The sequence below is a fragment of the Hymenobacter nitidus genome (assembly GCF_020447315.1).
Taxonomy (GTDB): Bacteria; Bacteroidota; Bacteroidia; order Cytophagales; family Hymenobacteraceae; genus Hymenobacter; species Hymenobacter nitidus.
The window spans coordinates 1-21,851 of sequence record NZ_JAJADQ010000019.1; the positions used below are offsets into that span (position 1 = coordinate 1).

Annotated in this window: 16 protein-coding genes; 6 read left to right on the plus strand and 10 right to left on the minus strand. The window is 61.7% G+C overall.

Features of this window, described 5'->3' with window-relative positions:
* The 3 genes from LGH70_RS23110 to LGH70_RS23120 form a co-directional block, all read right to left on the minus strand.
* A partial coding sequence (locus LGH70_RS23110) for a lamin tail domain-containing protein (protein WP_226190578.1) occupies positions 1-3,698 on the minus strand: 3,698 nt, incomplete at its 3' end.
* A gap of 645 nt (positions 3,699-4,343) precedes the next feature.
* Complete coding sequence (locus LGH70_RS23115) at positions 4,344-5,120, minus strand: DUF92 domain-containing protein (RefSeq protein WP_226190580.1); 777 nt, start codon at positions 5,118-5,120, stop codon at positions 4,344-4,346.
* Between the two features lie 93 nt (positions 5,121-5,213).
* The gene (locus LGH70_RS23120) at positions 5,214-7,358 is read right to left on the minus strand and encodes a glycoside hydrolase family 97 protein (RefSeq protein WP_226190582.1); all 2,145 of its coding nucleotides are present in this window, start codon (positions 7,356-7,358) and stop codon (positions 5,214-5,216) included.
* 210 nt (positions 7,359-7,568) lie between these two features.
* On the opposite strand from LGH70_RS23120, the gene LGH70_RS23125 reads away from it, so the two are divergent.
* A complete protein-coding gene (locus LGH70_RS23125; RefSeq protein WP_226190584.1) occupies positions 7,569-9,512 on the plus strand; it encodes a glycoside hydrolase family 97 protein in 1,944 nt (647 codons plus the stop codon).
* Positions 9,513-9,787: 275 nt separating this feature from the next.
* On the plus strand, positions 9,788-11,347 hold the full coding sequence (locus LGH70_RS23130) for a T9SS type A sorting domain-containing protein (protein WP_226190586.1): 1,560 nt from the start codon (positions 9,788-9,790) through the stop codon (positions 11,345-11,347).
* Positions 11,348-11,424: 77 nt separating this feature from the next.
* On the opposite strand, the gene LGH70_RS23135 is transcribed toward LGH70_RS23130, so the two are convergent.
* Positions 11,425-11,829, minus strand: a complete 405-nt coding sequence (locus LGH70_RS23135; protein WP_226190588.1) for a hypothetical protein — start codon at positions 11,827-11,829, stop codon at positions 11,425-11,427.
* A gap of 161 nt (positions 11,830-11,990) precedes the next feature.
* Here LGH70_RS23135 and LGH70_RS23140 point away from each other — a divergent pair, with 161 nt between their 5' ends.
* Positions 11,991-12,740, plus strand: coding sequence for a class I SAM-dependent methyltransferase (locus tag LGH70_RS23140; protein ID WP_226190590.1), 750 nt, complete (start codon positions 11,991-11,993; stop codon positions 12,738-12,740).
* Between the two features lie 91 nt (positions 12,741-12,831).
* Positions 12,832-13,281, plus strand: a complete 450-nt coding sequence (locus LGH70_RS23145; RefSeq protein ID WP_226190592.1) for a thioesterase family protein — start codon at positions 12,832-12,834, stop codon at positions 13,279-13,281.
* Positions 13,282-13,557: 276 nt separating this feature from the next.
* Here the strand turns inward: LGH70_RS23145 and LGH70_RS23150 are convergent, their stop codons facing one another.
* Positions 13,558-14,094: a DinB family protein gene (locus tag LGH70_RS23150; protein WP_226190600.1), complete on the minus strand. Its 537-nt coding sequence runs from the start codon at positions 14,092-14,094 to the stop codon at positions 13,558-13,560.
* A gap of 218 nt (positions 14,095-14,312) precedes the next feature.
* On the opposite strand from LGH70_RS23150, the gene LGH70_RS23155 reads away from it, so the two are divergent.
* Positions 14,313-15,752, plus strand: coding sequence for a hypothetical protein (locus LGH70_RS23155; protein ID WP_226190602.1), 1,440 nt, complete (start codon positions 14,313-14,315; stop codon positions 15,750-15,752).
* Between the two features lie 60 nt (positions 15,753-15,812).
* Here the strand turns inward: LGH70_RS23155 and LGH70_RS23160 are convergent, their stop codons facing one another.
* From LGH70_RS23160 to LGH70_RS23170, 3 genes are all read right to left on the minus strand, one after another.
* Complete coding sequence (locus LGH70_RS23160) at positions 15,813-16,796, minus strand: pyruvate dehydrogenase complex E1 component subunit beta (RefSeq protein ID WP_226190604.1); 984 nt, start codon at positions 16,794-16,796, stop codon at positions 15,813-15,815.
* Between the two features lie 95 nt (positions 16,797-16,891).
* On the minus strand, positions 16,892-17,320 hold the full coding sequence (locus LGH70_RS23165; RefSeq protein ID WP_226190606.1) for a hypothetical protein: 429 nt from the start codon (positions 17,318-17,320) through the stop codon (positions 16,892-16,894).
* 439 nt (positions 17,321-17,759) lie between these two features.
* Positions 17,760-19,487 (minus strand): tetratricopeptide repeat protein, encoded by a 1,728-nt coding sequence (locus tag LGH70_RS23170; RefSeq protein WP_226190608.1) that lies wholly within the window; start codon positions 19,485-19,487, stop codon positions 17,760-17,762.
* Between the two features lie 252 nt (positions 19,488-19,739).
* Between LGH70_RS23170 and LGH70_RS23175 the strand changes: the two genes are divergently transcribed.
* Positions 19,740-19,958 (plus strand): PspC domain-containing protein, encoded by a 219-nt coding sequence (locus LGH70_RS23175; protein ID WP_226190618.1) that lies wholly within the window; start codon positions 19,740-19,742, stop codon positions 19,956-19,958.
* A gap of 11 nt (positions 19,959-19,969) precedes the next feature.
* Here the strand turns inward: LGH70_RS23175 and LGH70_RS23180 are convergent, their stop codons facing one another.
* The gene (locus LGH70_RS23180) at positions 19,970-21,109 is read right to left on the minus strand and encodes a glycosyltransferase family 2 protein (RefSeq protein WP_226190620.1); all 1,140 of its coding nucleotides are present in this window, start codon (positions 21,107-21,109) and stop codon (positions 19,970-19,972) included.
* Complete coding sequence (locus tag LGH70_RS23185; RefSeq protein WP_226190726.1) at positions 21,099-21,434, minus strand: YbaB/EbfC family nucleoid-associated protein; 336 nt, start codon at positions 21,432-21,434, stop codon at positions 21,099-21,101. The genes LGH70_RS23180 and LGH70_RS23185 overlap by 11 nt, the downstream gene beginning before the upstream one ends.
* Positions 21,435-21,851 lie beyond the last annotated feature (417 nt).

Genomic DNA, 21,851 nt, shown 5'->3' on the forward strand with positions numbered 1-21,851 from the left:
CCGCTCAGGGCAAAGACCACGCTGCCCACCGTGGCCGGGCTCGTGTTGGCCCGAATGTTCAGGTTGCGCGTGGGCAGGGTGGCCAGGTTCAGCACTGCGCCGGCTGAAAGCGTTAGCAGGTCCTGCTCGGTATCGGCATTAATCAAGGTGAAGGTGGCGACACCCGGGCCCGTGGGGGCTGCATTCACGGATATCACCACCTGATCAGGCTGGCTGGGGGCTCCCAGGTTGTCCGTAACGACCAGGGCAAACGTATAAATGCCCGTGGCTAAACCACTGATAGTGGGGCCCGCAACCAGGTTGTTGGGACTGAAACCGGCCGTAGTAGGGCCGCTGACCTGGCTCCAGGCGTAGCCGGCAATGCTGCCGTCGTCGGTGCCCGCGCCGGCCAGCGTAGTAGTGGCCGCCGTGATGGTTTGGTCGGGACCGGCATTGGCTACCGGGGCCGGGTTGCCCCCGCCGGCGTTGTTGCTGGCCTCGGGCGTGGGTACGGTGAAGCTCACGAAGTTAGGCGCCCCGTCCGACTGCCGGCCCACGGAAATATCGGTGGTCTGGGGCCCGAAGGTGTAGGTATCCAGGGCTGTGACGGCCGTGCCGTTGGGTTGAAACAGCCCGATTTGCTCGCCGCCGGCCCCGAGCTTGATGCCAATGTGGCGCACGCCCTGAAACAGCTGCTCATCGCACCACAGCAGCAAAAATCCTTTGGCCGGAATGGTCGTCAGGGTCGGGTTAGTGGTCGGAATCTGGTATTTGGCCGGGTTGCTGAGCGCATCCGTAATGTAGAAGCCCCCAATATCGACGGGCTGCGTACCCGAGTTGTAGATTTCAATCCAGTCGTCAAACTCCCCGAACTCGTCGGCTACCTTGGTGTTGCTGGCCAGAAACTCATTGATAAACAGCCCCGTCACGGCCGGAACGGTGTTCGTGGCCCCCGGTGTCGGGCTCGGGAAGGCTTTGAACTGCTTACTCGCGTCGGGGTAGCGCCCCCGCGACACGTCCGCCGTCTGGGCCCGGTAGCTGGTCGAGTCTATCAGCGAAACATCTGGACCCTGCACGTCGGCCAGCCCGATTTGCCCGCCACCGGCATTGAGCGCGAAGCCCAGGTGCAGCACGCCCTGGGCCGGCTGATTATCGGCCCACAGGCGCAGAAAGCCCTTGGCCGGAATCGTCGTCTGGGCCGCATTCGTGGTCGGGATGCGGTAGAAGGGCAGGTTGCTGAGCGAGTTGGTCAGATAAAGCCCGCCAATGTTAACTGCCTCGGAGTTGTTGTTATAGATTTCAATCCAAGGAGCCAGCTCGCCGGCTTCATCGGTAATGGAGGTCTGGTTGACAGCCAGAAACTCGTTGATGTAGAGGTTCGACTTGAACGCCACCACGTTGGTGCTGCCGGGTGTGGGAGCAAAAAACGTCCGGAACGTCGTGCTCCCATCCGGAAAGCGGCCCACCGAAACATCATCCGTCTGGGGGCCAAACGTGTAGGAATCCAGCTGGGTGGGCGTCGAGCCGATCATCTGGGCCAGCCCGATGGCCTCGCCGCCCTTGCCCAGGCCAAAGCCCAGGTGCAGCACGCCCTGCGCGGGCTGGCTGTCGGCCCACAGGCGCAGGAAACCCTTGGCCGGAATCGTCGTCAGGGCCGGGTTGGTAGTCGGAATCTGGTACTTGATGAGGTTGGTCAGCACATCGGTCAGGTAGAGGCCGCCGATATTCACTGCTTGGTTGCCCGAATTATAGATTTCAATCCAGTCGTCCACTTCCCCAAACTCGTCGGGGGCTTTGGTGTTGCTGGCCAGGAATTCATTGATAAACAGCCCCGAAATCAGGCCTTCCACCGTGAACGAGGCCTCGTGCAGGGGGCTCCAGCTGCTGCCATTCAGCACTCGGGCCTTCACCGTCTGGCTGCCCGCCAGGGCAAACGGGCCGGTGTAGGCCGTCGCCCCGGCCGCTACGGCGCCGGCCTCCGTGCGCGGGTCCGTGCCGTTGGTGGTGTAGTAGATGGTGCCGGCAGCGTTGGGGTTCGACAGCGTGAGCTGGGTACCCGGGGCCACCGTGCCGCCTTCCCGGCTGAAGCCGGGTGCCGCCAGAGTAGGGTAGTAGCCCTGGGCCACCAGAGCGTTGATAAAGCGCGTCACGTTGCCGTTCATCAGCCCGTCCACGCGGTTTATTTCCGGCGTCCAGTGCTGGTCGCGGGTGCGGGTCACGCCGTCGTTCAGCGCATCGCCCCAGCGCGCCGACTCATCCACGATGGCCGTTTTGATGAAGTCGTTGATCTGGCTCCAGCGGGCCCGTGAGGCGGCATCGGTCAGCCCGCCGTTGTTGTAGCAGTGGCGGTATACCCGGTCGGCAAAGAGCTGCATGAACTCGTTGTTGCGCCGGGCCGCGTGCCACAGGCTGGCAATGGTGGAGCTGCCGCCGGTGTTGTTGCGAAACTCGGGGTGCACCCAGGCGCCCTGGTTCGAGCCGTTGGTCGAGTCCCACGACCATTCGCAGTCCCAGGCGTTGTACCAGTAAGGGCCGGGCGGCACGTTGCGGCTGGCGCCGTGGAAGTTGTTGCTGGGCCAGTCCGTCATGCCCGTCATCCAGGTCAGAATCAGGTAGTCGCAGAACTTGGTGACGTCCAGGTAGCTTTTCAGCTGGGCGTAGTTGGCGGCCACGCTCATATCCTGGTTCACGAGCGTGGTGGTCAGGTAGGTAAAGCGCGCCGGGTCGCCGCTGCGGATGCCGTCGTGGTCGAGGGCCATCCAGTCGGAAAAGGCGCCGCCGTAGTACTGCGAGAGCATGCCCGCGTCGGTGCGCTCCACGGGGTTGTAAAGCCCCCAATACAAGCCATTTACATACAAATGAACAAAGGTTCCGCGGCCGCCCTCGCCCGAAATAATCTGCTGCGAAACCCGGTACCATTCGTCGCGGGTGTAGCAGGTGCGGTTGGGGTTCCAGTTGCGGGCCCAGGAGCGGTTGTTGCCCGCCCGCAGCACGATTTTGGTGTCCTTAAAGGCGTTGGCCGTGGTGGCCGTAGCGCCGTTGTAGGGCACTTTTCGGAATATATTGGTGGTCACGGTGGAGTTGAAGGCCAGCTTCAGCGACCGTTTCAGCCGGTTGTGGCTGTGGGCCTCCAGGTCGCAGTTGAACTGCTCGCGGCTGCCATCGGGGTAGAGCATTTCCACCGAAACCGGGTGGGCCGCGTCGCCCTCGTACAAATCCCAGAAGTCACTCTTGTTCAGCACCAACGACATGGTCGGAATCGAGGTCAGCCCGGTTTTTACCACCGCGCTGTAGGCCGGCGCTGTCACCACGGCCGGATCCATCTGGTAGTCATGGATGGCCGTGGCGCCGCTGGCATCCACGGCGTAGCTGTTGTTGGGCCACCCGGCAATGGTAGCGGGCTGCTGAATCACGTCGTTCAGAAACAGGTAGGAGTGGGTGGCAACGGGCGTGCTGGCCGCGCCGCTGTACCCAATGGCCCGGATAACGGTGGTGGTCGTCACCGAAATGGGGCCGGTGTATGCCAGGCCGGCCGTGCTGCTTGGCGCCGAGCCGTCGGTGGTGTAGCGGATGCTGCCGCCCGCCAGGCTGGTGCTCAGCGTAAGCTGAAAAGGCGCTTCGTAAAAGCCCCGCGCAGTCGAAAAAGTTACGTTCTGACCGGTTGCCTGCCAGCAAAACGCTAACAAGAGAAACAGAATCACAGTAAGGGTTTTTTGCATGACGGACGAGGTTAGAATACAAGAAAAGACACTCCTAAGCACCAGCTGCGGCTGGCGCGCTTACCTGTGGTCGATAGAGAGCAGGGCTGCCCGGTAAGGGGCAGTGGGCAGAGCCGGTGAGGGCTGAAAACGGTGGCAGACTCTTAGCGGCAGATTTGTCCGAGGCCAACGGGCATCGGATAGCGTCTGGGTCGGGTAGGCTAGGGCACTCAGGGAAACTGCAGCCGCTGGATCATGCGTTGTGCGGCTGTTGCACGCTCACTCACCGGCTACTTGCAAGGCAGCAGCCGCGTCATTGCATTCATTCACACGAAGCCCGGGCCTGATTGACTTACGCCGGGCAACTCCTCTATAACGCCGTCGGACAGGCGGCGAAGTGCTTAAGCTGCAAGGTAAAACTATAAACAATAATAAAAAAAGACATATTTTTTATTGCTTAAATGAAATTCAAGAATATTAGAAATATATAATTGCCGTCCGGGTAAATATGCTCTGAATGGGCGTTGAAGAAATATATATATTATTTAATATAAAAAAATACCTGATTCAGCCACCCCGTTCTGGCGGGAAAAACGGGCATAATCGGACGGCGCAACCGTAGCTACGCATGGCTGCCGTAGGCAACGGTCGGGTAAGCAGCCGCCGTCAGCTGAGCCAGTAGAGCAGGCCGGCTACCAGGGCTCCCACGGCGGTATTCACCGTATTCACGGCGTTGTTGGTCAGCCACTGCCGTCGCTCGACGGTAGCGCCCAGTAGCGAATCGGCCAGGTTGCCCACGGTGCCGGCTACCAGCAGCCAGAGCAGTCCGCGGTGCCAGCCCGCGCCCAGGCTGTAGACGATGGCCACGAGCAAACTACCGCCCAGGCCCAGCAGCGTGCCTTCCAGGCTAACTACGCCGTTCAGACCCCGGGTATCGGGCCGCAGCGTCCAGGCATTGTAGTAGCGGCGGCCGTACACGTTGCCCAGCTCCGAGGAAAGCGTGTCGGCGGTGGCGGCGGCAAAGCTACCGGCCAGCATCAGCTGAAACAGGGCCGCATGCGCCGGAAAAATAAAGGCCAGCAGGCCCGCCAGGGCAGCTACGCCGGCGTTGGCCAGAGCTTGCCCGGCCGTGCGGCGGCCCTTGTTTTCTTCGGCCAGCCCAAGGCGGCGCTTCTCGCTCAGCTCCCAGGCCGACGCCGCCGAGCCCAGCCCAAAAAACAGCCCCAGCTGCGCTACGCCCCCGAAGCCGGCCCCCAGAAAAATCAGCACGCCCAGCAGGCCGCCGGTTAGGGCGCCGGGCATGGTGAGCTTGGCGGCCCGCACACTGTAGACCATGCCGGCCCCCAGGATTCCCAACAGCAGCAGCCATTCCAGCCAGTTCATTTCGAGGTAGTCCAGCAGTGGGTCGGAATAAGTGAAAAAGTGTGACGCAAGATAGGGCAAAACCTGGGCAGCCCGGGCCACCGAAAAGCCCCGCCCGACTACGCGTCGAACGGGGCTTTGGGTACTCGGCCGAAGTGGGTGGAAGAAAGCCGACTAGCGGCCGGCTTCCGTGATGCTGATGGCGTAGCCGCCGCCGGGGGCAGTGTACTGGCTCAGCTTGGATTTGCTGGTCACGTTCACCTTGCGGATCTGGTAGGCCTGCGGATTCTTCTCGTAGTGAGCGTCTTTTTTGTCGGCGTAGATGGTAGCCACGTACTTTTTGCCGGGCTCCAGGAAGCTCAGGCTGATGTTGGAGGTACGGCCCTGTTCGTCGCAGGTGCTGCCCACAAACCAGCTGTTCTTGCCCTTGGCTTTGCGGGCAATGGTAATGTAATCGCCGGGCTCGGCTTCGAGCACGTCGGTGTCGTCCCAATCCACGGCCACGTCCTTGATGAACTGAAACGCGTCGAGGTGCTTGTTGTAGGTTTCGGGCAGGTCGGCGGCCATCTGCAGGGGCGAGTACATCGTCACGTAGAGGGCCAGCTGCCGGGCCAGGGTGCTGTGCACGAAGGAGTTGTTCTGCGGATTGTAGGCGCTGACCTTGGTCTGGAAGATGCCGGGGGTGTAGTCCATGGGCCCGCCGATGAGGCGGGTGAAGGGCAGAATGGTGGTGTGGTCGGCGTTGTTGCCCCCAAACGACTCGTACTCGGTGCCGCGGGCGGCTTCGTTGCCAATCAGGTTAGGGTAGGTGCGCGAGAGGCCGGTGGGGCGCACGGCCTCGTGCCCGTTCACCATAATTTTATAGTCGGCGGCCTTTTCCAGCACGTAGTTGTAGTGGTCTACCATCCACTGGTCGTAGTGGTGGTGGCCCAGGGGTACAATGTCGCCCACGTAGCCGGTTTTCACGGCGTTGTAGCCGTACTTATTCATGAACTGGAAGGCCGTATCCAGGTGGCGCTCATAGTTGCGCACCGAGCCCGAGGTTTCGTGGTGCATCATCATCTTCACGTTCTTGCTGGCCGCGTACTGCTGCAGCTCGGGCACGTTGAAGTCGGGGTAGGGCGTCACGAAGTCGAACACGTAGTCTTTGTGCTTGCCGAACCAGTCTTCCCAGCCCGTGTTCCAGCCCTCCACCAGCACCGCGTCGAAGCCGTGCTTGGCGGCAAAGTCGATGTACTCCTTCACGTGGGCCGTGTTGGCGGCGTGCGTGCCGTTGGGCTTTACCTTGGTGTAGTCAATCGAGTCGAGCTTGATGTTTTCCTGGTTGGTATACGACCAGGTGCTCTTGCCCGTAATCATCTCCCACCACACGCCCACGTATTTCACGGGCTTAATCCAGCTTACGTCCTTGAACCGGGTGGGCTCGTTCAGGTTCAGCACCAGCTTCGATTCGAGAATATCAGCGGCTTTGTCGCTCACAATTACGGTGCGCCAGGGCGAGAAGCAGGGCGTCTGCAGGGTACCTTTGTCGCCCACGGCGTCGGGCGTCAGGTGGCTTTCCAGCACGAAGGTTTTGTCGTCCAGCTCCAGGTGCATGGCCGAATAGTTCACCAGGGCCGCCTCGTGAATGTTGAGGTAGAGGCCGTCCTGGTTGCGCTTGAGCATGAGCGGGGTTTGCAGGCCCGTATCGGAAAACGTTTTCTGCGACGCGTTGGGCGTCACGGCCGCCTTCATCCGGCCCCGCACCTCCGAGAGGTTCGACGTGACGGTGCTGTACTCCTGGGTGTCGTAGTCGCCGGGCAGCCAGAAGGCTTTATGGTCGCCGGTGAGGGCAAACTGGGTTTTTTCCTCCTTCACGGTGAAGTAGTCGAGGTCTTTCTGGCGCGGAAACTCGTAGCGGAAGCCCAGGCCGTCGTCGTAGAGGCGGAAGCGCACCAGCATGACGCGGTTAGTCGTGGCCTGGGTCAGGGTCAGGGCCAGTTCGTTGTAGTGGTTGCGGATGGTTTTCACCTCGCCCCATACCGGCTGCCAGCTTTCGTCGAAGGAGCGGCGCTGCACGGCCGTCTGTGCAAAACCACTGGTCAGGGAAGTGGTATTCTTCAGTTCCAGGCCCAGCTTGCCGGGCTTCAGTACGGGTTTGCCTTTGTAGGTGAGGCTGTAGGTAGGAATGCCGCCTTCCTGCAGCACCACGCTCAGCGTCAGCTGTTTATTCGGCGACTGAATGTCTTCGGCCCGGGCAGCACTCCAGACCAGGCAGCACAGGAGCAGCAAGCCCCGACGGGCCGGCACGGTCCGTAATAAGTTGCGTAGTTTATTCATATTGCAAAGGTGCTGTTTTCAGCCAGAAATCCGCGCCTCTTCGCAAAAAGGGCCGCTTTATTCCGCCGCCGCTGACCGCCGAAGTATGGGCATAAACCACCGGAATGGTCGGCCCCGGTGCGCCCGCAACCGGACTCACCCCGCAGATTTTACCGGCAGTTCCAGCGCGTATTTAGTTACTTGAGCCGCTTTTCGCTCATCCACACTGCCATGAAATTCCGCTACCTGCTTGCTGCCCTGGCCTTCGCCGCTACGTTTTCCACCACCGCACAGGCCGCCGAACCGGTGCTGGTCAGCAGCCCCGACGGCGCGGTGCAAGTGGCCGTAACGCTGGCTGCCGGCGGGGTGCCCACCTACGCCGTGCGCTACGGCAAAACCGAAGTGCTGCGGACCTCGCGCCTAGGCCTGCAGCTGGCCGCGGCCGACCTGACCCGGAATCTGCAGCTACAGCAGGCCGGCAAAGTGGAGGCCGTGGCCGACGACTACGCGCTGGCCACCGACAAGCGCAGCCAGTGCCGCTACCGGGCCAACCGCCGTGCCATCCGCTTCGCGCCGGTCAAGGGCCTGACGTTGAGTGTGGTGTTTCAGGTGTCGAACGACGGGGTAGCCTTTCAGTATCTGGTGGAAGGCAAGACGACGGAGAACCAGCGCGTTACGGCCGAAAAAACCACATTTTATTTGCCCGCGGGGGCCAAAGGCTGGCTGCACCCGCACGCGGTGGTCGGCACCGGCTGGGCCAAAACCCAGCCCTCGTACGAGGAATACTACCAGATGGGAATAGCCGCCGGCACTTCCTCTACACTAGGGCAGGGCTGGTCGTTTCCGGCCCTGTTTGAGGCGGCCGGCCACTGGGTGCTGCTCACCGAGGCCGGGATGGGCCGCAGCTACTGCGGCGCCCACCTCGGCCACGAGGCCCCCGACGCGGAGTACAGCATTGCTCTGGCCCAGGACCGGGAGCGGACGACGCCCGCGGCGCCCGTGCTGCCCGCGGGCCGCCTGCCGTGGCGCACGCCCTGGCGCGTCATCGTGGTCGGCAATTCGCTGGCGCCCATCGTCGAGTCGACGCTGACCACCGACCTGAGCGCGCCGGCCTACGTATCGAAGATTCCCGTGGGCAAGCCCGGCAAGGCGTCGTGGTCGTGGGTGCTGAAGGGCGACCCGGCTACGGTGTACGACGTGCAGAAGCAGTTTATCGACTATGCCGCCGCCATGCGCTGGAGCTACTGCCTGGTGGATGCACTCTGGGACAAGCAGATTGGCTACGACAAAACCGCCGAGCTGGCCCGCTACGCCCAAAGCAAGAACGTGGGCTTGCTGGTGTGGTACAACTCCAACGGCAGCTGGAACGAAGCACCGCAGACGCCCACTAACATCCTGCTCGACCCCGCCAGCCGCCGTCAGGAGTTTGCCCGCATTAAGAAAATGGGGATTCAGGGCGTGAAAATTGACTTTTTCGGCGGCGACGGGCAATCGTTCATGAACTACTACCAGGACCTGCTGACCGACGCGGCCCAGGTCGGTCTGCTCGTCAACTTTCACGGCACCACTATTCCGCGGGGCTGGAACCGCACCTATCCCAACCTGATGACCATGGAAGCGGTACGCGGCTTCGAGTTCCTGACCTTCGACCAGGCCAACACCGACCAGGAGCCCACCCACTGCGCCGTGCTGCCCTTCACCCGCAACGCCGTGGGCCCGATGGATTTCACCCCGGTGGCCTTTTCCGAAATTACGGGCAAGCAGCGGCGCACCAGCAACGCCTTCGAACTGGCCTTGGCGGTGGTATTTCAGTCGGGCATTCAGCACTACGCCGAGGTGCCCGAGGGCATGGAAAAGCAGCCGGCCTACGTGGTAGAATTTCTGCGCAGCCTGCCCGGGCAGTGGGCCGACGTGAAGTTTATAGCGGGCTACCCCGGTCAGCATGCCGTGCTGGCCCGGCAGACCGCCGATGGCAAGTGGCTGGTGGCCGGCATCAACGGCACCGGCGCGCCCAAAACCGTGCAGCTCGACCTAGCCCAATTGGGGGCCACGGCCGGCGGCACGCTCATCACCGACGGCGCCACGCCCCGCAGCTTTGCTACGCGCGAAGTGTCGGGCGCCTCGGTCAGCGTCACGCTGGCCCCGCAGGGCGGGTTTGTGCTGCAGCTGAAGTAAGCCGTCCGCGCCGACGGTCTTTGGGCTTCCTGCTACCCACATGGGGCCGGCGGCAGCTTTTCCGAAAGCCCATAACAGTGGCAGGCTGCCCGCGCCTGACGGTTCGTGCAATCTTGCCGGTCGCACCACCCTTGCGCAGCAGCTTTCGTTGTTTTCATGCCCCACCAAATTTTTCTTACCTCTACTTACTCATTTCGTTCTAGCGTATGATACCTCGAATTTTACCAGCCTTACTTTTAGGATCAATGGGGTGGCTCTGCCTGCCGGAAAAGGCCATGGCGCAGGCTCCCGCCAAACTTTGGGATAAAACCTTTGGGGGCAATGCCGAGGAAGCAGTCAGCGCGCCTTTCCAATTTGGGGCCTCGGCCCTGGAGCCCACGGCCGACGGCGGCTATATTCTGGGCTGCGCTTCCCGCTCGGGCAGCAGCGGTGATAAAACCCAGCCCAGCCAGGGTGGCAGTGACTACTGGGTGATTAAGATTGATGCCAACGGCAACAAGCTCTGGGACAAAGCTTTTGGCGGCAGCGACTCCGATTGGCTAACCACCCTGCAGGTTACGGCCGATGGTGGCTACATTCTGGGGGGCTACTCCATGTCGGGAATCAGCGGCGACAAAACGCAACCCAATGTGGGCGGTTATGATTATTGGGTCGTTAAGCTTGATGCCAACGGCAACAAGCTCTGGGACAAAACCTTCGGCGGCAATGATATCGACCAGCTGGTGGCCTTGCGCGTCACGCCCGACGGCGGCTATATACTGGGCGGCTATTCCATGTCCAACAGCAGCGGCGACAAAACTCAGAACAGCCAAGGCGAGCTTGATTACTGGCTTGTGAAGCTGGATGCGGCCGGCAACAAGCTCTGGGACAAAACGCTCGGTAGCAGGTCAATAGACGTGCTGACCGCGCTACTGGTTACCACCGACGGGGGCTATATCGTGGGGGGGAATACCGATGTACCCGGAGTCAGCGGCGACAAAACCCAGGACGGAGCCTATGATGACTTCTGGTTGGTGAAGCTGGATGCTACTGGCACCAAACAGTGGGACAAGGTCATTGGGACCACCCTAACGGACAAAATGTATGCCCTGACCAAGACCCGGGACGGGGGCTACCTGGTTGGCGGGTACTCGCCCTTTAGCATTCCCAATGCCCGCGCAATAGACTTTTGGACCGTGAAACTGGATGCTGCGGGCAACCGACAATGGCAAACGTATATAGGTGGAGCGGGAACGGATATTGTGCTGAACCTGCAGCAGGACCAGGACGACGGCTACCTGATGGCGGGCGTCAGCAACGCCAATGCATTCTACGACAAGACCCAGCCGCCGCGGGGCAACGACGATTACTGGCTCGTGAAGACCGACGCCGCTGGCAATAAGCGCTGGGACCTGACGCTGGGTGGCAGCGAATACGAAACGCCCCACGTCGTGCGCCTGACGCCCGACGGGGGCTATATCCTGAGTGGGAAATCCAGCTCGGGCAGCAGCGGCGACAAAACTCAGCCCGGCCGGGGCAGCAGCGACTTGTGGGTAGTGAAGCTGGGCGGCACCCTGACCCCGACCGCCCAGGCCGCGCCGCGCCACTCGCTGAGCGTATGGCCGAACCCGGCGCACAACCGCCTGACTCTACGCCTCCCCGAGTCCGTACCTCGCTTGGGCCTGCACCTGACGCTGCTCGGTGCTACGGGCCGGGTTGCTTTTTCCCAGGCCCTGCCCATAACTGCCAGCGCCGACATACCCGTGGAAATTGGAGCGCAACCCGCGGGCTTGTATCTGGTGCGCTTGGTCGGCCCGGGTGGCTATCTGGCTACCCAACGGCTTGTCGTGCAGTAGAACGGCCGGAGATACAGTGTCAAAAAAGGCCCCGCAGCAGCTTGCTACGGGGCCTTTCTGTAGTAGTAATTGTCGGCTTAATGCACGATGCGCAGCTCGTAGTGGGGCTCGGCGCCGCTCGGGGTGGCCGGGCCGTGCTCCACGGCAAACGCGCCGACGCGGCTGGGGCCGTAGCCCAGGTTTACTTTCACAAACTCGTTGCGGGTGGGCAGCATACCAATGATTTCCTGGCGCAGCAGCCGCAAATCGTCCTGCAGATTCTGAATGCGCTGCTCTACTTCGTCGGCGTGCTGGTCGAAGCTGCCGGTGGCGGGGCGGTGCTCAAAAGCCTGATTGGCCTGGGCCTCGGCCGCCGCTGCATTCGGCAGCGACTTGGCCTCGACGGTAGCTTTGCGCAGGTCTTCTTCGGCCTCCAGGTAGGCTTTTACTTTGTCTTCGAGCGGAATCAGGGTTGGGTCGAGGTAATCGAGGTTGCTGGCCATTGCAGAAAGAGAGGTCAGGGGAGAAAAGGGATTTAACGAAACAACGCAGATACCCGGCAGAAGGATACGGTGGCCGCCCAAAAGTGCGCCGGCCGCCTGGGCCGCAACTCAGGGCCCCGCTGCTGCCGTACCCTTCTGCCAAGTCCTCTTACCTTTGCCCCATGTCCCAGAAACCCGCTTCCGACCCCATTGGCCACGCCATGCTGGCGTATTTACACGGCAATAAAGCCGCCGAGCTAACCGTGCACAGCAATGTGGCCGACGAAGAGCCCTTGCCGGCCAGCTACTTTTTTCGCAGCCTCTGGGAAATGCCCGAGCTGGAGCGCACCGCCCTGGAAGAGTGCCGCGGCCGGATTTTGGACGCCGGTGCCGGGGCCGGCTGCCACAGCTTGGAGCTGCAAAGCCGGGGCTTTCAGGTAAAGGCCATCGACGCCTCGCCCGGGGCCGTGCAGGTGCTGCAGGCCCGCGGCGTGCAGGAAGCTTCCTGCCACGACTTGTTCGAGCTGCCCGCCAACGAGCACGAGCGCTACGACACGATTCTGATGCTGATGAACGGCCTGGGCCTGGTGGGCACGCTCGATGGGCTGCAGCGGTTTCTGCAGGCGGCCAAGCAGCTGCTGGCGCCCGGCGGCCAGATTCTGGCTACTTCCTCCGACATCAGCTACCTCTACGAGGACGAAGACGGAGCCCTGGTCATCAACCTCAACGGCCCGTACTACGGCGAGGTGGAGTACCACATGACCTACGGTGAGGAAACCGGGGCCTCCTTCAACTGGCTCTTTGCCGACGCGGGTCTGCTGCAGGACTACGCCGACGAGGCCGGCTACCAGGTCGAGTTTCTCGATGAGGACGACTCCCAGCAGTACCTGGTGCGCCTCACGCTCAAGCAGCAGAACCTGGCCAACAACTAGGCCTTTCATTCATTTTCGCCCCGCTTCCCCAAACGCCGGCCCCCGTGCAGCACGGCCGTTTGGGGGCGCACACTAGCATTTACGCTTCTCTATGGAATACGCCAAAACCTACACTGCCCGCTGGGCCGACATGGACCCCAACGTGCATATGCGCCACTCGGCCTACACCGACTACGCGGCCCAGCTGCGCCTTGAATTCCTGGCCGAGCAGGGCTTCCCGATGCAGCGCTTCGCCGAGCTGGGCATCGGCCCGATTCTGTTTCGCGAAGACACCCGCTTCCTCAAGGAAATCAGCCTGAGCGAGGCTATCAAGGTCACGGCTGAGCTCAGCGGCCTCAGCGCCGACGGCAGCCGCTGGCGCATCGTCCATACCATCTACAAGGCCGACGGCCGCGTGGCCGCTACCGTTTCCGTCGATGGCGCCTGGCTCGACCTGCGCCTGCGCAAGCTTACGGTGCCGCCCCTCGAAATGGCGGAAGCCATGCGCCACCTCGACCGGCACGAAACCTACGCCGACATCGAGCGGGGGAAGAAGGAGTAGAAGGCGAGAAAGTGAGCTTGTGAAATAGTGAGTTGTCGTTCAACGACCCGTGTCATTGACAGCCTGCGAAGCCATCCGTCCCCTGCACAGTACGCAATGCTCTTTTACCAGAAAGCCCTTTCCTGTATGCAACAGGAAAGGGCTTTTCAGTGAAGGAAGCTCAGCACGTTTCAGAGGACGGCTTAGCGGCGCTGTCCTGCGGGTGCCCCGGCTGCGCCTCGCAAGGACACGGGTTTGTGTCCCTCCCGAACATTAGCTCACCTTTTCGCCACCTCCCTATTTCACCACTTTCGCTATGCGTTCCAGCTGTTTCTGGTGGTGCAGCACGTGGTCGACCATGAAGTCCAGGGTTTGGTAGATGTTGAGCATACCCGAGCGGGGGTGCTTGAAAATGTCGCGGTCCAGCAGCTGGGAGGGAAACTCGTTGAGGGTGCGCTCCAGCTGGCGGCGCACCCGTTCCCATTCGGTGCGCAGCTCGGCCACGGGCGGCACGGTGTCGGGCGTGAGGGCGGCCAGGTACTTGGGGGCCTTGAAGCGCAGAAACGGCAGCCGCAGGGCCGCGCGCAGCACCCTGGACCGAACGAAGGTCAGAAAGCCCGATTTGCCCAGCTCTTCTTCCTGCATCACCTTCTTGTCGATGTACTGCCCGATGCCGGTTTCGGCCACCAGCAGGTGCTGCACCACCTGTGCCGCCGACCATTGGCCCGGTCCGGGGGCCATCTGCGCTTTGTCGCCCAGGCTCTGGGCCATGCTCAGCAGGCGGTTGGTGGCTTGCTCTAGTTGCTCGAGCCGAAGGTGCAGACGATGGTTCATGCGGAAAGGGGGAGAGGAAGAAGTGAGTAGCTTTGGGGCAAAAGGTACGTAAAATCCACCCCGCTGGCTTGGGCCACACTTTTTGCCCCATATCCGCTGGCGGGCTTCGGCCTGCTTTTCCTTGGTTTATCTGTGCCCATGATTTTTCTGCTCCGGCTTATTCCTGCCTTGTCTCAAACGTCGGCGTGCCGCTGCCCCGAACAACCTCTGGCCACCCGATGAAGAATCTGTTGGCTACTGCGTCTCCGGCCCACGTTGCTGCCGCCGGCTCCCGGGCGCGGTATCTGACGGGGGCCATATTCCTGGCGTACTGCCTGTACCTGCCGTTTTCCGGCTACCGGGAAATGGTGTATGATGCCCTCAACTACTGGACGCTGACCGAGCGGTTTTTCCACGACGGCCGGTTTCAGCTGCTGAGCTACAACGACGCGCTGCGTGGCTACTTTCTGCCCCTGCTGAACCTGCCGGCCAAAGCCATAGCACACTTCACCCACGTCGAGCCGCTGGTGCTCACCCGCCTGATGGGCGCGGCCTGGGCAGCCTTGCTGTTTGGCTGGGTGGCTCCCGCGCTCTGGCTCCGGCTCTTTCCCCGGCACCACCTGGGCTGGGGGCCGCGGGTAGCCTTTGCAGCGCTGGGCTTCCTGTTCTGGCGCGACTATTTCAATTTCGTCCTGTCTGATTTTCCCGCCCTGCTGGCCGTGCTGCTCAGCCTGCTGCTGGCCTTGCGCCCGCCCAGCCTGGGGCGAACTATCCTGGTGGGGGCCTGTTTTATGGCGGCCTATAATATCCGGCCGGTGTACCTGCTGGCCGCCCCGGCAGTGCTGGGCTTGGTGGTAGTAGCTGCTCTACATGCCCGGCAGCCATTAACGGCGGTGCTGGGCCTGGCGCTGGGCTGCAGCCTCGTGAGCGGCCCCCAGCTGCTGATGAACGGCCAGCACCACGGCACCTGGACGCCTTTGGTGTTGTCGCGGGATGCGCGCCTGCCCACGGCCAACCTGTACCTGGCCCAGCTGGGCTGGGGGCTGGTCGTGCAGAAGTACGAAACCAGCCTCGACCCGGAATTCCCCTCGCCCCGCATGCTCTACACCGACCCGGCCGGGCAGGCGCTGCTGCAGCGGCAGGCCATCCGGCATTTCACCAGCTACGCCGACTATGGCGCGGCCGTGCTGCGCGAGCCCCTGACCTTTGCCGGCCTTTATGCGCGCCACTTGTTCAACGGGCTGGATGTGCAGTATCCCACGCTTTTCGTGCGGGCGGTGGCGCATCGTTCGGTGCTGCTTTCCGGCCTGCAGTACTCGGTCTGGTTTGCGGCCCTGCTGGTAGCGGGTAGCTGGCTGGCGGCCCCCGGCAAACGGCCGCGGCTGCGCCCCGGGCTGGTCGTAGCCGCGCTGCTGCTGCCCTGTCTGGCCTCGCTGCCCATTGCCACCGAGTGCCGGTTTCTGCTGCCGCTGCACGTGCTGCTCTACGCCGTGGCCTGCTTTGGCGGAGCGCAGTGGCTGGGGCCGCCGCGCCACTACTCGCCCCGCATGGCGCTGCTGCTGGCCGGCTACGGGCTGTTTCTGGGGCTGTGTTTCACCGTTTCGGCCCGCACCCTGTCGCACCTGACTCACGACGTGACGGTGCTGGCCCCGCTGGGTGGGGCCGAAGCCCAGCCTTAACAGAAAAGGCCCTGACTACCGCGATAGTCAGGGCCTTTTTTATGAACTGAGGGCTGAAAACTACGCCTTCTGGTAGGTTACTTCTTTTACGGCCTGAATGGTGCGGGCTACGTTGGGCAGCGAGGCTTCAATCAGGGTGGGGGCGTAGGGCAGGGGCACGTCCATGCAGGTCACGCGCACCACGGGGGCATCGAGGAAATCGAAGGCGCGGCGCTGCACGGTGTAGGCCAGCTCCGAGCTGATGCTGGCCAGCGGCCAGGCTTCTTCCACCACTACCATGCGGTTAGTTTTCTTCACCGATTCGATCAGCGTGTCGAAGTCAATCGGGCGCACCGAGCGCAGGTCGATTACTTCGGCTTCGATGCCGTCCTTGGCCAGCTCATCGGCGGCGGCCAGGGCAATCTTCATCATTTTGCCGAAGCTCACCAGCGTTACGTGCTTGCCGGCGCGTACGATGTTGGCTTTGCCGATTTCGAGCAGGTACTCTTCCTCGGGCACTTCGCCCTTGTCGCCGTACATCAGCTCTGACTCCATGAAAATCACCGGATCCGGGTCGCGGATGGCGCTTTTCAGCAGGCCCTTGGCGTCGTAGGGAGTTGAAGGAACGACTACTTTCAGGCCGGGCGTGTTGGCAAACCAGTTCTCAAAGTTCTGGGAGTGCTGCGAGGAAAGCATACCGGCGTTACCGGTCGGGCCGCGAAACACGATGGGGCAGGAATACTGCCCACCCGACATGGAGTAAATCTTGGCGGCCGAGTTGATGACCTGGTCGATGGCGACCAGCGAGAAGTTGAAGGTCATGAACTCGATGATGGGCAGCAGGCCGTTGATGGCCGCGCCCACGCCGATACCGGCAAAGCCCAGCTCGGCAATCGGGGTGTCAATCACCCGCTCAGCGCCAAACTCGTCGAGCATGCCCTGGCTTACTTTGTAGGCGCCGTTGTACTCAGCTACTTCTTCGCCCATCAGAAACACGCGCGGGTCGCGCCGCATTTCTTCAGACATGGCCTCGCGCAGGGCTTCCCGGAATTGGATGGTCCGCATAATTAGAGTGCAGGAATTCGAAACGTCAGAAACAGAAAGCCGGAAATTTTCCGGCCCGTAAAGCTACAACGACAAGCCGGGACGGGCAAGCATGATTAAAATTCAAGTTGCAGGCTCACTGTAGCGGCATTCACTTTGAGGCCCCACTTGCTCTGAAAGTACAGCAGCAGGTCGTCCTCGGGCTGGGCATCCTCATTGAAATAGATGTTCTCAAACTCCTCTCGCGCCTCGAAAGGCGTGCGGCAGACGTGCTGTACCGTGGCATCTTCTGAAAAAGGATATTCCGGGTCGCGCTCTTTCACGTGGAAGTAATTCACCCCTTCGAATAGTAAGTGCAAGCCCGGCCACGGTACTTCCCGGGCCCATTTACCTGTCGATTTTCGCCAGAAAAGCTTGAGCGTAGCTGCGGCCGGGTTGTAGCGCAGCTCCACGAAATCGAAGCAGTTGTGCAGGTCGGCGTAGCCGCCGTCGGCCCATTCCAGACCGATGTTTTGGTCGTCGAGGGTAAAGTTTAGAAATTCCATAAGGCCATTAAGGTAGCAGCTGATGGCAGCTCCTGTCTGATGTAGAGACGCATACTTGCGTCTCCTCGTTGAACGACAATCGTGGGTGCGGCGCGGCCGACGAGACGCAAATATGCGTCTCTACATCGTTCACGCCGCTTTGTAGATGATTCCCGCCTTACAGTAGCTCGTACACGGTCCTTAGAAGACCATTCACACTGTGTAGTAGCTCATCAACGGCTCTTAGAACATCGTTCACACCGCTTTGTAGATCATTAACGGCCCTTAGCAGATCGTACACGGCCTATAGTAGACCGTTCACGGCCCTTAGAAGATCATTAACACCGCTTAAAAGATCATTGCCGGCGGCGCAGTAGCGCGAACTGTGTAGTTCGCGTGCCAGAACGACAATCGTTACAACGGCGCGGGGTCCGCGAACTACACAGTTCGCGCTACTGCCTTACCGCAACGCCTCCAGAAACATCTTGCCCGCGGCGTAGTCGCGGAACTCCAGGTCTTCGACGGCGCGCTGGGCGTAGGTGCGGTCGAGCTGCACGGCGCGGCGCAGGTGCTGGCCTACCTGGCCTTCATCCTTGGCGCGGGCCGCTACCACGGCCAGGCAGTAGTGGGCCAGCGGGTCGTCGGGCTTCAGCGTCAGGGCTTCCTGGTAGAGGTTGGCGGCGCCTTCGTAGTTGCTTTTCAGCAGGTAGATCAGGCCCCGGTTCATGGTGTTCTGGTAGGTTTTGCCGCTGTAGCTCATGCTGGCCAGGGCGTCGTCGAGCTGGCCGACCTCAATTTCCAGGGCGCCTTTATCGGCAAAAATCTTTTCCAGCACCGGCCTTGGGCCCCCGAGCTTGATGGCGTAGTCGTAGTTCTGCAGGGCTTCAAGCCGGTCGCCGGCGCGGTGGTAGGCCGTGGCCACCCGGTAGAACAGGTCGGCGGTGGGGTTGCGGTGGGCGGCCAGGGTGAAGTTGGTTGCGGCCCGGCGCAGGTAGGCTTTGCGCACTTTGTCGCTGGCTTCCTTTTCGGAGCGTTGCAGCAGCACCACGGCCAGGTTATGGTAGGCTTCCCAGCGGCCGGTGGTAGCCACAGCAGTTTCGTAGATGCGCTGCTTTTCGGCCAGCAGGGGCGTGAGCGTGGCCGAGTAGCGCAGCTCCTCAGGCGTGAGGGCGTCGGCCTCCATTTCCTTCTCCACAATCTTTTTGGAGAGCAGGTAGATTTCCGAGTCGTAGCGCTTGGGGGCGGTGTACTCCACGGCTACCGTGCCGAAGCGCATCACCGGGTAAATGTACTGGTCGATATAATCGTAGAAGGAGAGGGCCCGCAGCTGCCGCTCCTTCTGGGCAAACGAGCCCTTGGAGTCGTTGATCAGCAGCACCACCGAGTCGATCTGGGCGGGCTTAAGGGCCGAGTTCTGCACCTTGTTCAGAAACAGGTCCCAGCGCCGGTGGTAGGCCACAGTTTCAAACTTGATGTCGCTGAGCTTATTCAAATATGAGTCGTTGTCGACGCGCTTCTTGTAGTAGCGCAGCAGGCCCTGCACCCGCTTGTCGGCCAGGCGGGCGTCGCGGGCGTCGATGGAGTCGGGGGAGTGGCCGGCGGCTATCATCACCTTCTTGGTGTGCTGGTTGGCCTCGATGAAGTCTTCCAGGGCCTGCACGTTGGTGCCCAAGTAATTGCGGATGGCGGCGCTGCCCTGGTCGAAGAAAAAGGGCAGAATGCGGGTACCGCCCATGTTGTTATCCACCGTTTCGGGCAGCAGGCCGATGGCCGTATCCTGACGCACCACCAGGCGCCCCGTCGTGACGATACCGCGGGCCAAGCGGAACTGCTCGCCTTTCACGCGCTTGCCGTTGGGCTTCAGCTGGTGGGCATCGGGCAGGGCCAGCAGCTCGCCGGGGCTTTTGCGGGTGGAATAGGGAAAGGAAAACTGCTTGGTAATGACCAGCTGATCTTTCTTTTCGGTGTCGTAGGTGTACTCGCCCGATACGAAGGTGAGGCGGCCCACGGTGTCTTCGCGCAGGCCGTTGTCGTAGCGGTAGCTCAGCGCTAGGTTGTAGGCATTGCCCTTTTTGAGGTGGGCGGCCGGCACGCGGGCCGTTACTTCAAACAGCACGTTCTCGCCGTTGCTTTCCAGCACCGAGGGCTGGACCGTAACTTGTTGGCCCTCTTGCGCAACCTTTAGCATCCGGGGCAACGTACATCCGGACACCGCGGCGGCAGCCAACCCAATCCATACGGGGGAAAACAAGCGCAAGTAAACTCTCATAGGCTAAAGGTAGGCAGCGAAGGCAGGGCAGAATTTCTGGCCTACAAACGTAAAAACTGCCGGGCAGGGTCAGAAATTGTGCTCAATTCCGGTGGTCGAGCTTGCCATGCGGCGGTTTTCTTGTTATTTTGAGGAGCAGTAACCGGTTCAATCGGTTAAAAATGAGGAGCTATGAAACGATTAACCGACTTCATCGAAAAGCAGAGCTTTGGCGTCTGCAATGCTTTGGGGCAGCGTTTGGGCTTCTCCAGCAGCAGCGTGCGCCTGTCCTTTGTCTACGCGTCGTTCTTCACGTTTGGCTCGCCCATCGTGCTTTATTTCGCCCTGGCCTTCTGGATGAATGTGCGCCGGGCTATGCGTCGGCAGCGTAGCACCGTCTGGGACCTGTAGGCCGCGCTGATTTAGTGAGAAAGTGAGTTTGAAACCGGACGGCCTTTAGGGGCGGCCGGTTTTTGTGTGTCCGGTGCTTCGCCAAACTCCTGCGGGTCGAGCTGGGCAAAATTGCGGATTCCCTTGCCGAAGTAAGCCCACACCAGGCTGCCCTGGTACACGCCCGGCCGCCGGGCCGTGAGCAGCCTCTGCGGATTTTCCTGCCGCTTCTGCTTCCAGTAAGCCAGCTTGCTGAAAAAGTCGCGGTGGGCGCGCAGAATGGCCTTGAAGTCGCCCAAGTTGCCTTGCAGCACAAAGCGCAGCGCGGCTACCCAATCCAGCAACAGGCGCGTGCTAATGACGCCCGGCAGCTCCGAATCAGCGACATTCTTATACACCAGGGCCAGGCCGTTGCGGAAGTTGAGGTAGGTTTTGCGCGGGTTTGACTTGTGCAGCGTGCCGCCGCCCACGTGAAACACCGTGCTGCCCCCGTGGTACCATACTTCCTGCCCCACGTTCCAGAGCCGCCAGCACAGGTCGATTTCCTCCATGTGGGCAAAAAACGCCGGTTCCAGGCCCCCGAGCTGGTGCCAGGAGGCCGCGCGCACCAGCAGGCAGGCCCCCGTGGCCCAGGCCACCGGGCGCGGGTCGTCGTACTGGCCGTGGTCTTGCTCCAGCGTGTCGAACAGGCGGCCCCGGCAGAAGGGGTAGCCCAGTCGGTCGAGGTAGCCGCCCCCGGCCCCGGCGTACTCGAACTGCTGCCGCTGAACCGCATCCGGGCTATACTGACGGATTTTGGGCTGGCAGGCAGCTACTTGCGGGCGGGTTTCCAGCAGCTCGCGCAGCGGGAGCAGCCAGCCCGGCGTCACCTCCACATCGGAGTTGAGCAGCATGTAGTAGTTGGCCTGCACCTGCTGCAACGCCAGATTGTAGCCTTCGCAAAAGCCCAGGTTGCCCGGGTTCTGGATGATTTCAACCTGCGGAAACTCGCGGCGCAGCAGCGCCACCGAGTCGTCGGAGCTGGCGTTGTCGGCCACGATGATGCGTGCGCCGTCGGAGTGAGCCAGCACGGCGGGCAGAAACTGCTGCAGGAATTTCTGCCCGTTCCAGTTCAGAATAACCACGGCCACATCGGCACACAAGCCGGTGGGCGCGGCCAGACTAGAGGCCAAAGTTGCTCAGGTCGAGGCCGGGCAGGTTCGGCATCAGGCCCGAGGTCTTGCTTTTCAGCTCCTCCTTGGCTTTGTCGCCTACCTCGGTCAGGGCCTTGTTCACGGCGGCTACCACCAGGTCGGCCAGCATGTCGCGGTCCTGGGGCGTGAGTAGGGATTCGTCGATGTCGAGCTTGAGCAGCTGGCGGTGCCCGTTGGCCGTAGCCTTCACTAGCCCGCCCCCCGACTCCGCCGTGACGGTCAGGTACTGCAGCTCGTTCTGGGCCTGCTTCATTTTCTCCTGAAGCTCCTTGACCTTACCCATCATGCCCATCATATCAAACATAGATTCCAAATCGTTATTTCCAGCGTGCTGGAAGGGTGAGTAACGTAAACAAAACATCCTGGAAAAGGTGTCTAACAGCTTCCAGGCCGGGCGGGCACCGGGGCACTGAGGCCGCCGGCTACCCGGCATTCCGGAACCGGAACACGGCGGCAATTTACGCAAAGCCCCCGCAAACAAACCCGGTGCCACCTGCACCTCCCGCGAAGTGGCACCCGGTAAATGAGATACGCCCGTTTCGGTGATGCCTAGCGTTTGGGCCTAGAGCTTGGTGCCGGCTCTGGCCGCGCGTGGGCTAGCTATTGTCGCTGCTGGCGGGTAGTTCGCAGGAACCGGCAGCAGCTCGCCACTGCCGCCGTAGCGCTTGTTCCACTGCCGGGCGGGGGCTTGGGCGGCAGCTCGCCGGGCGCTGATATATTC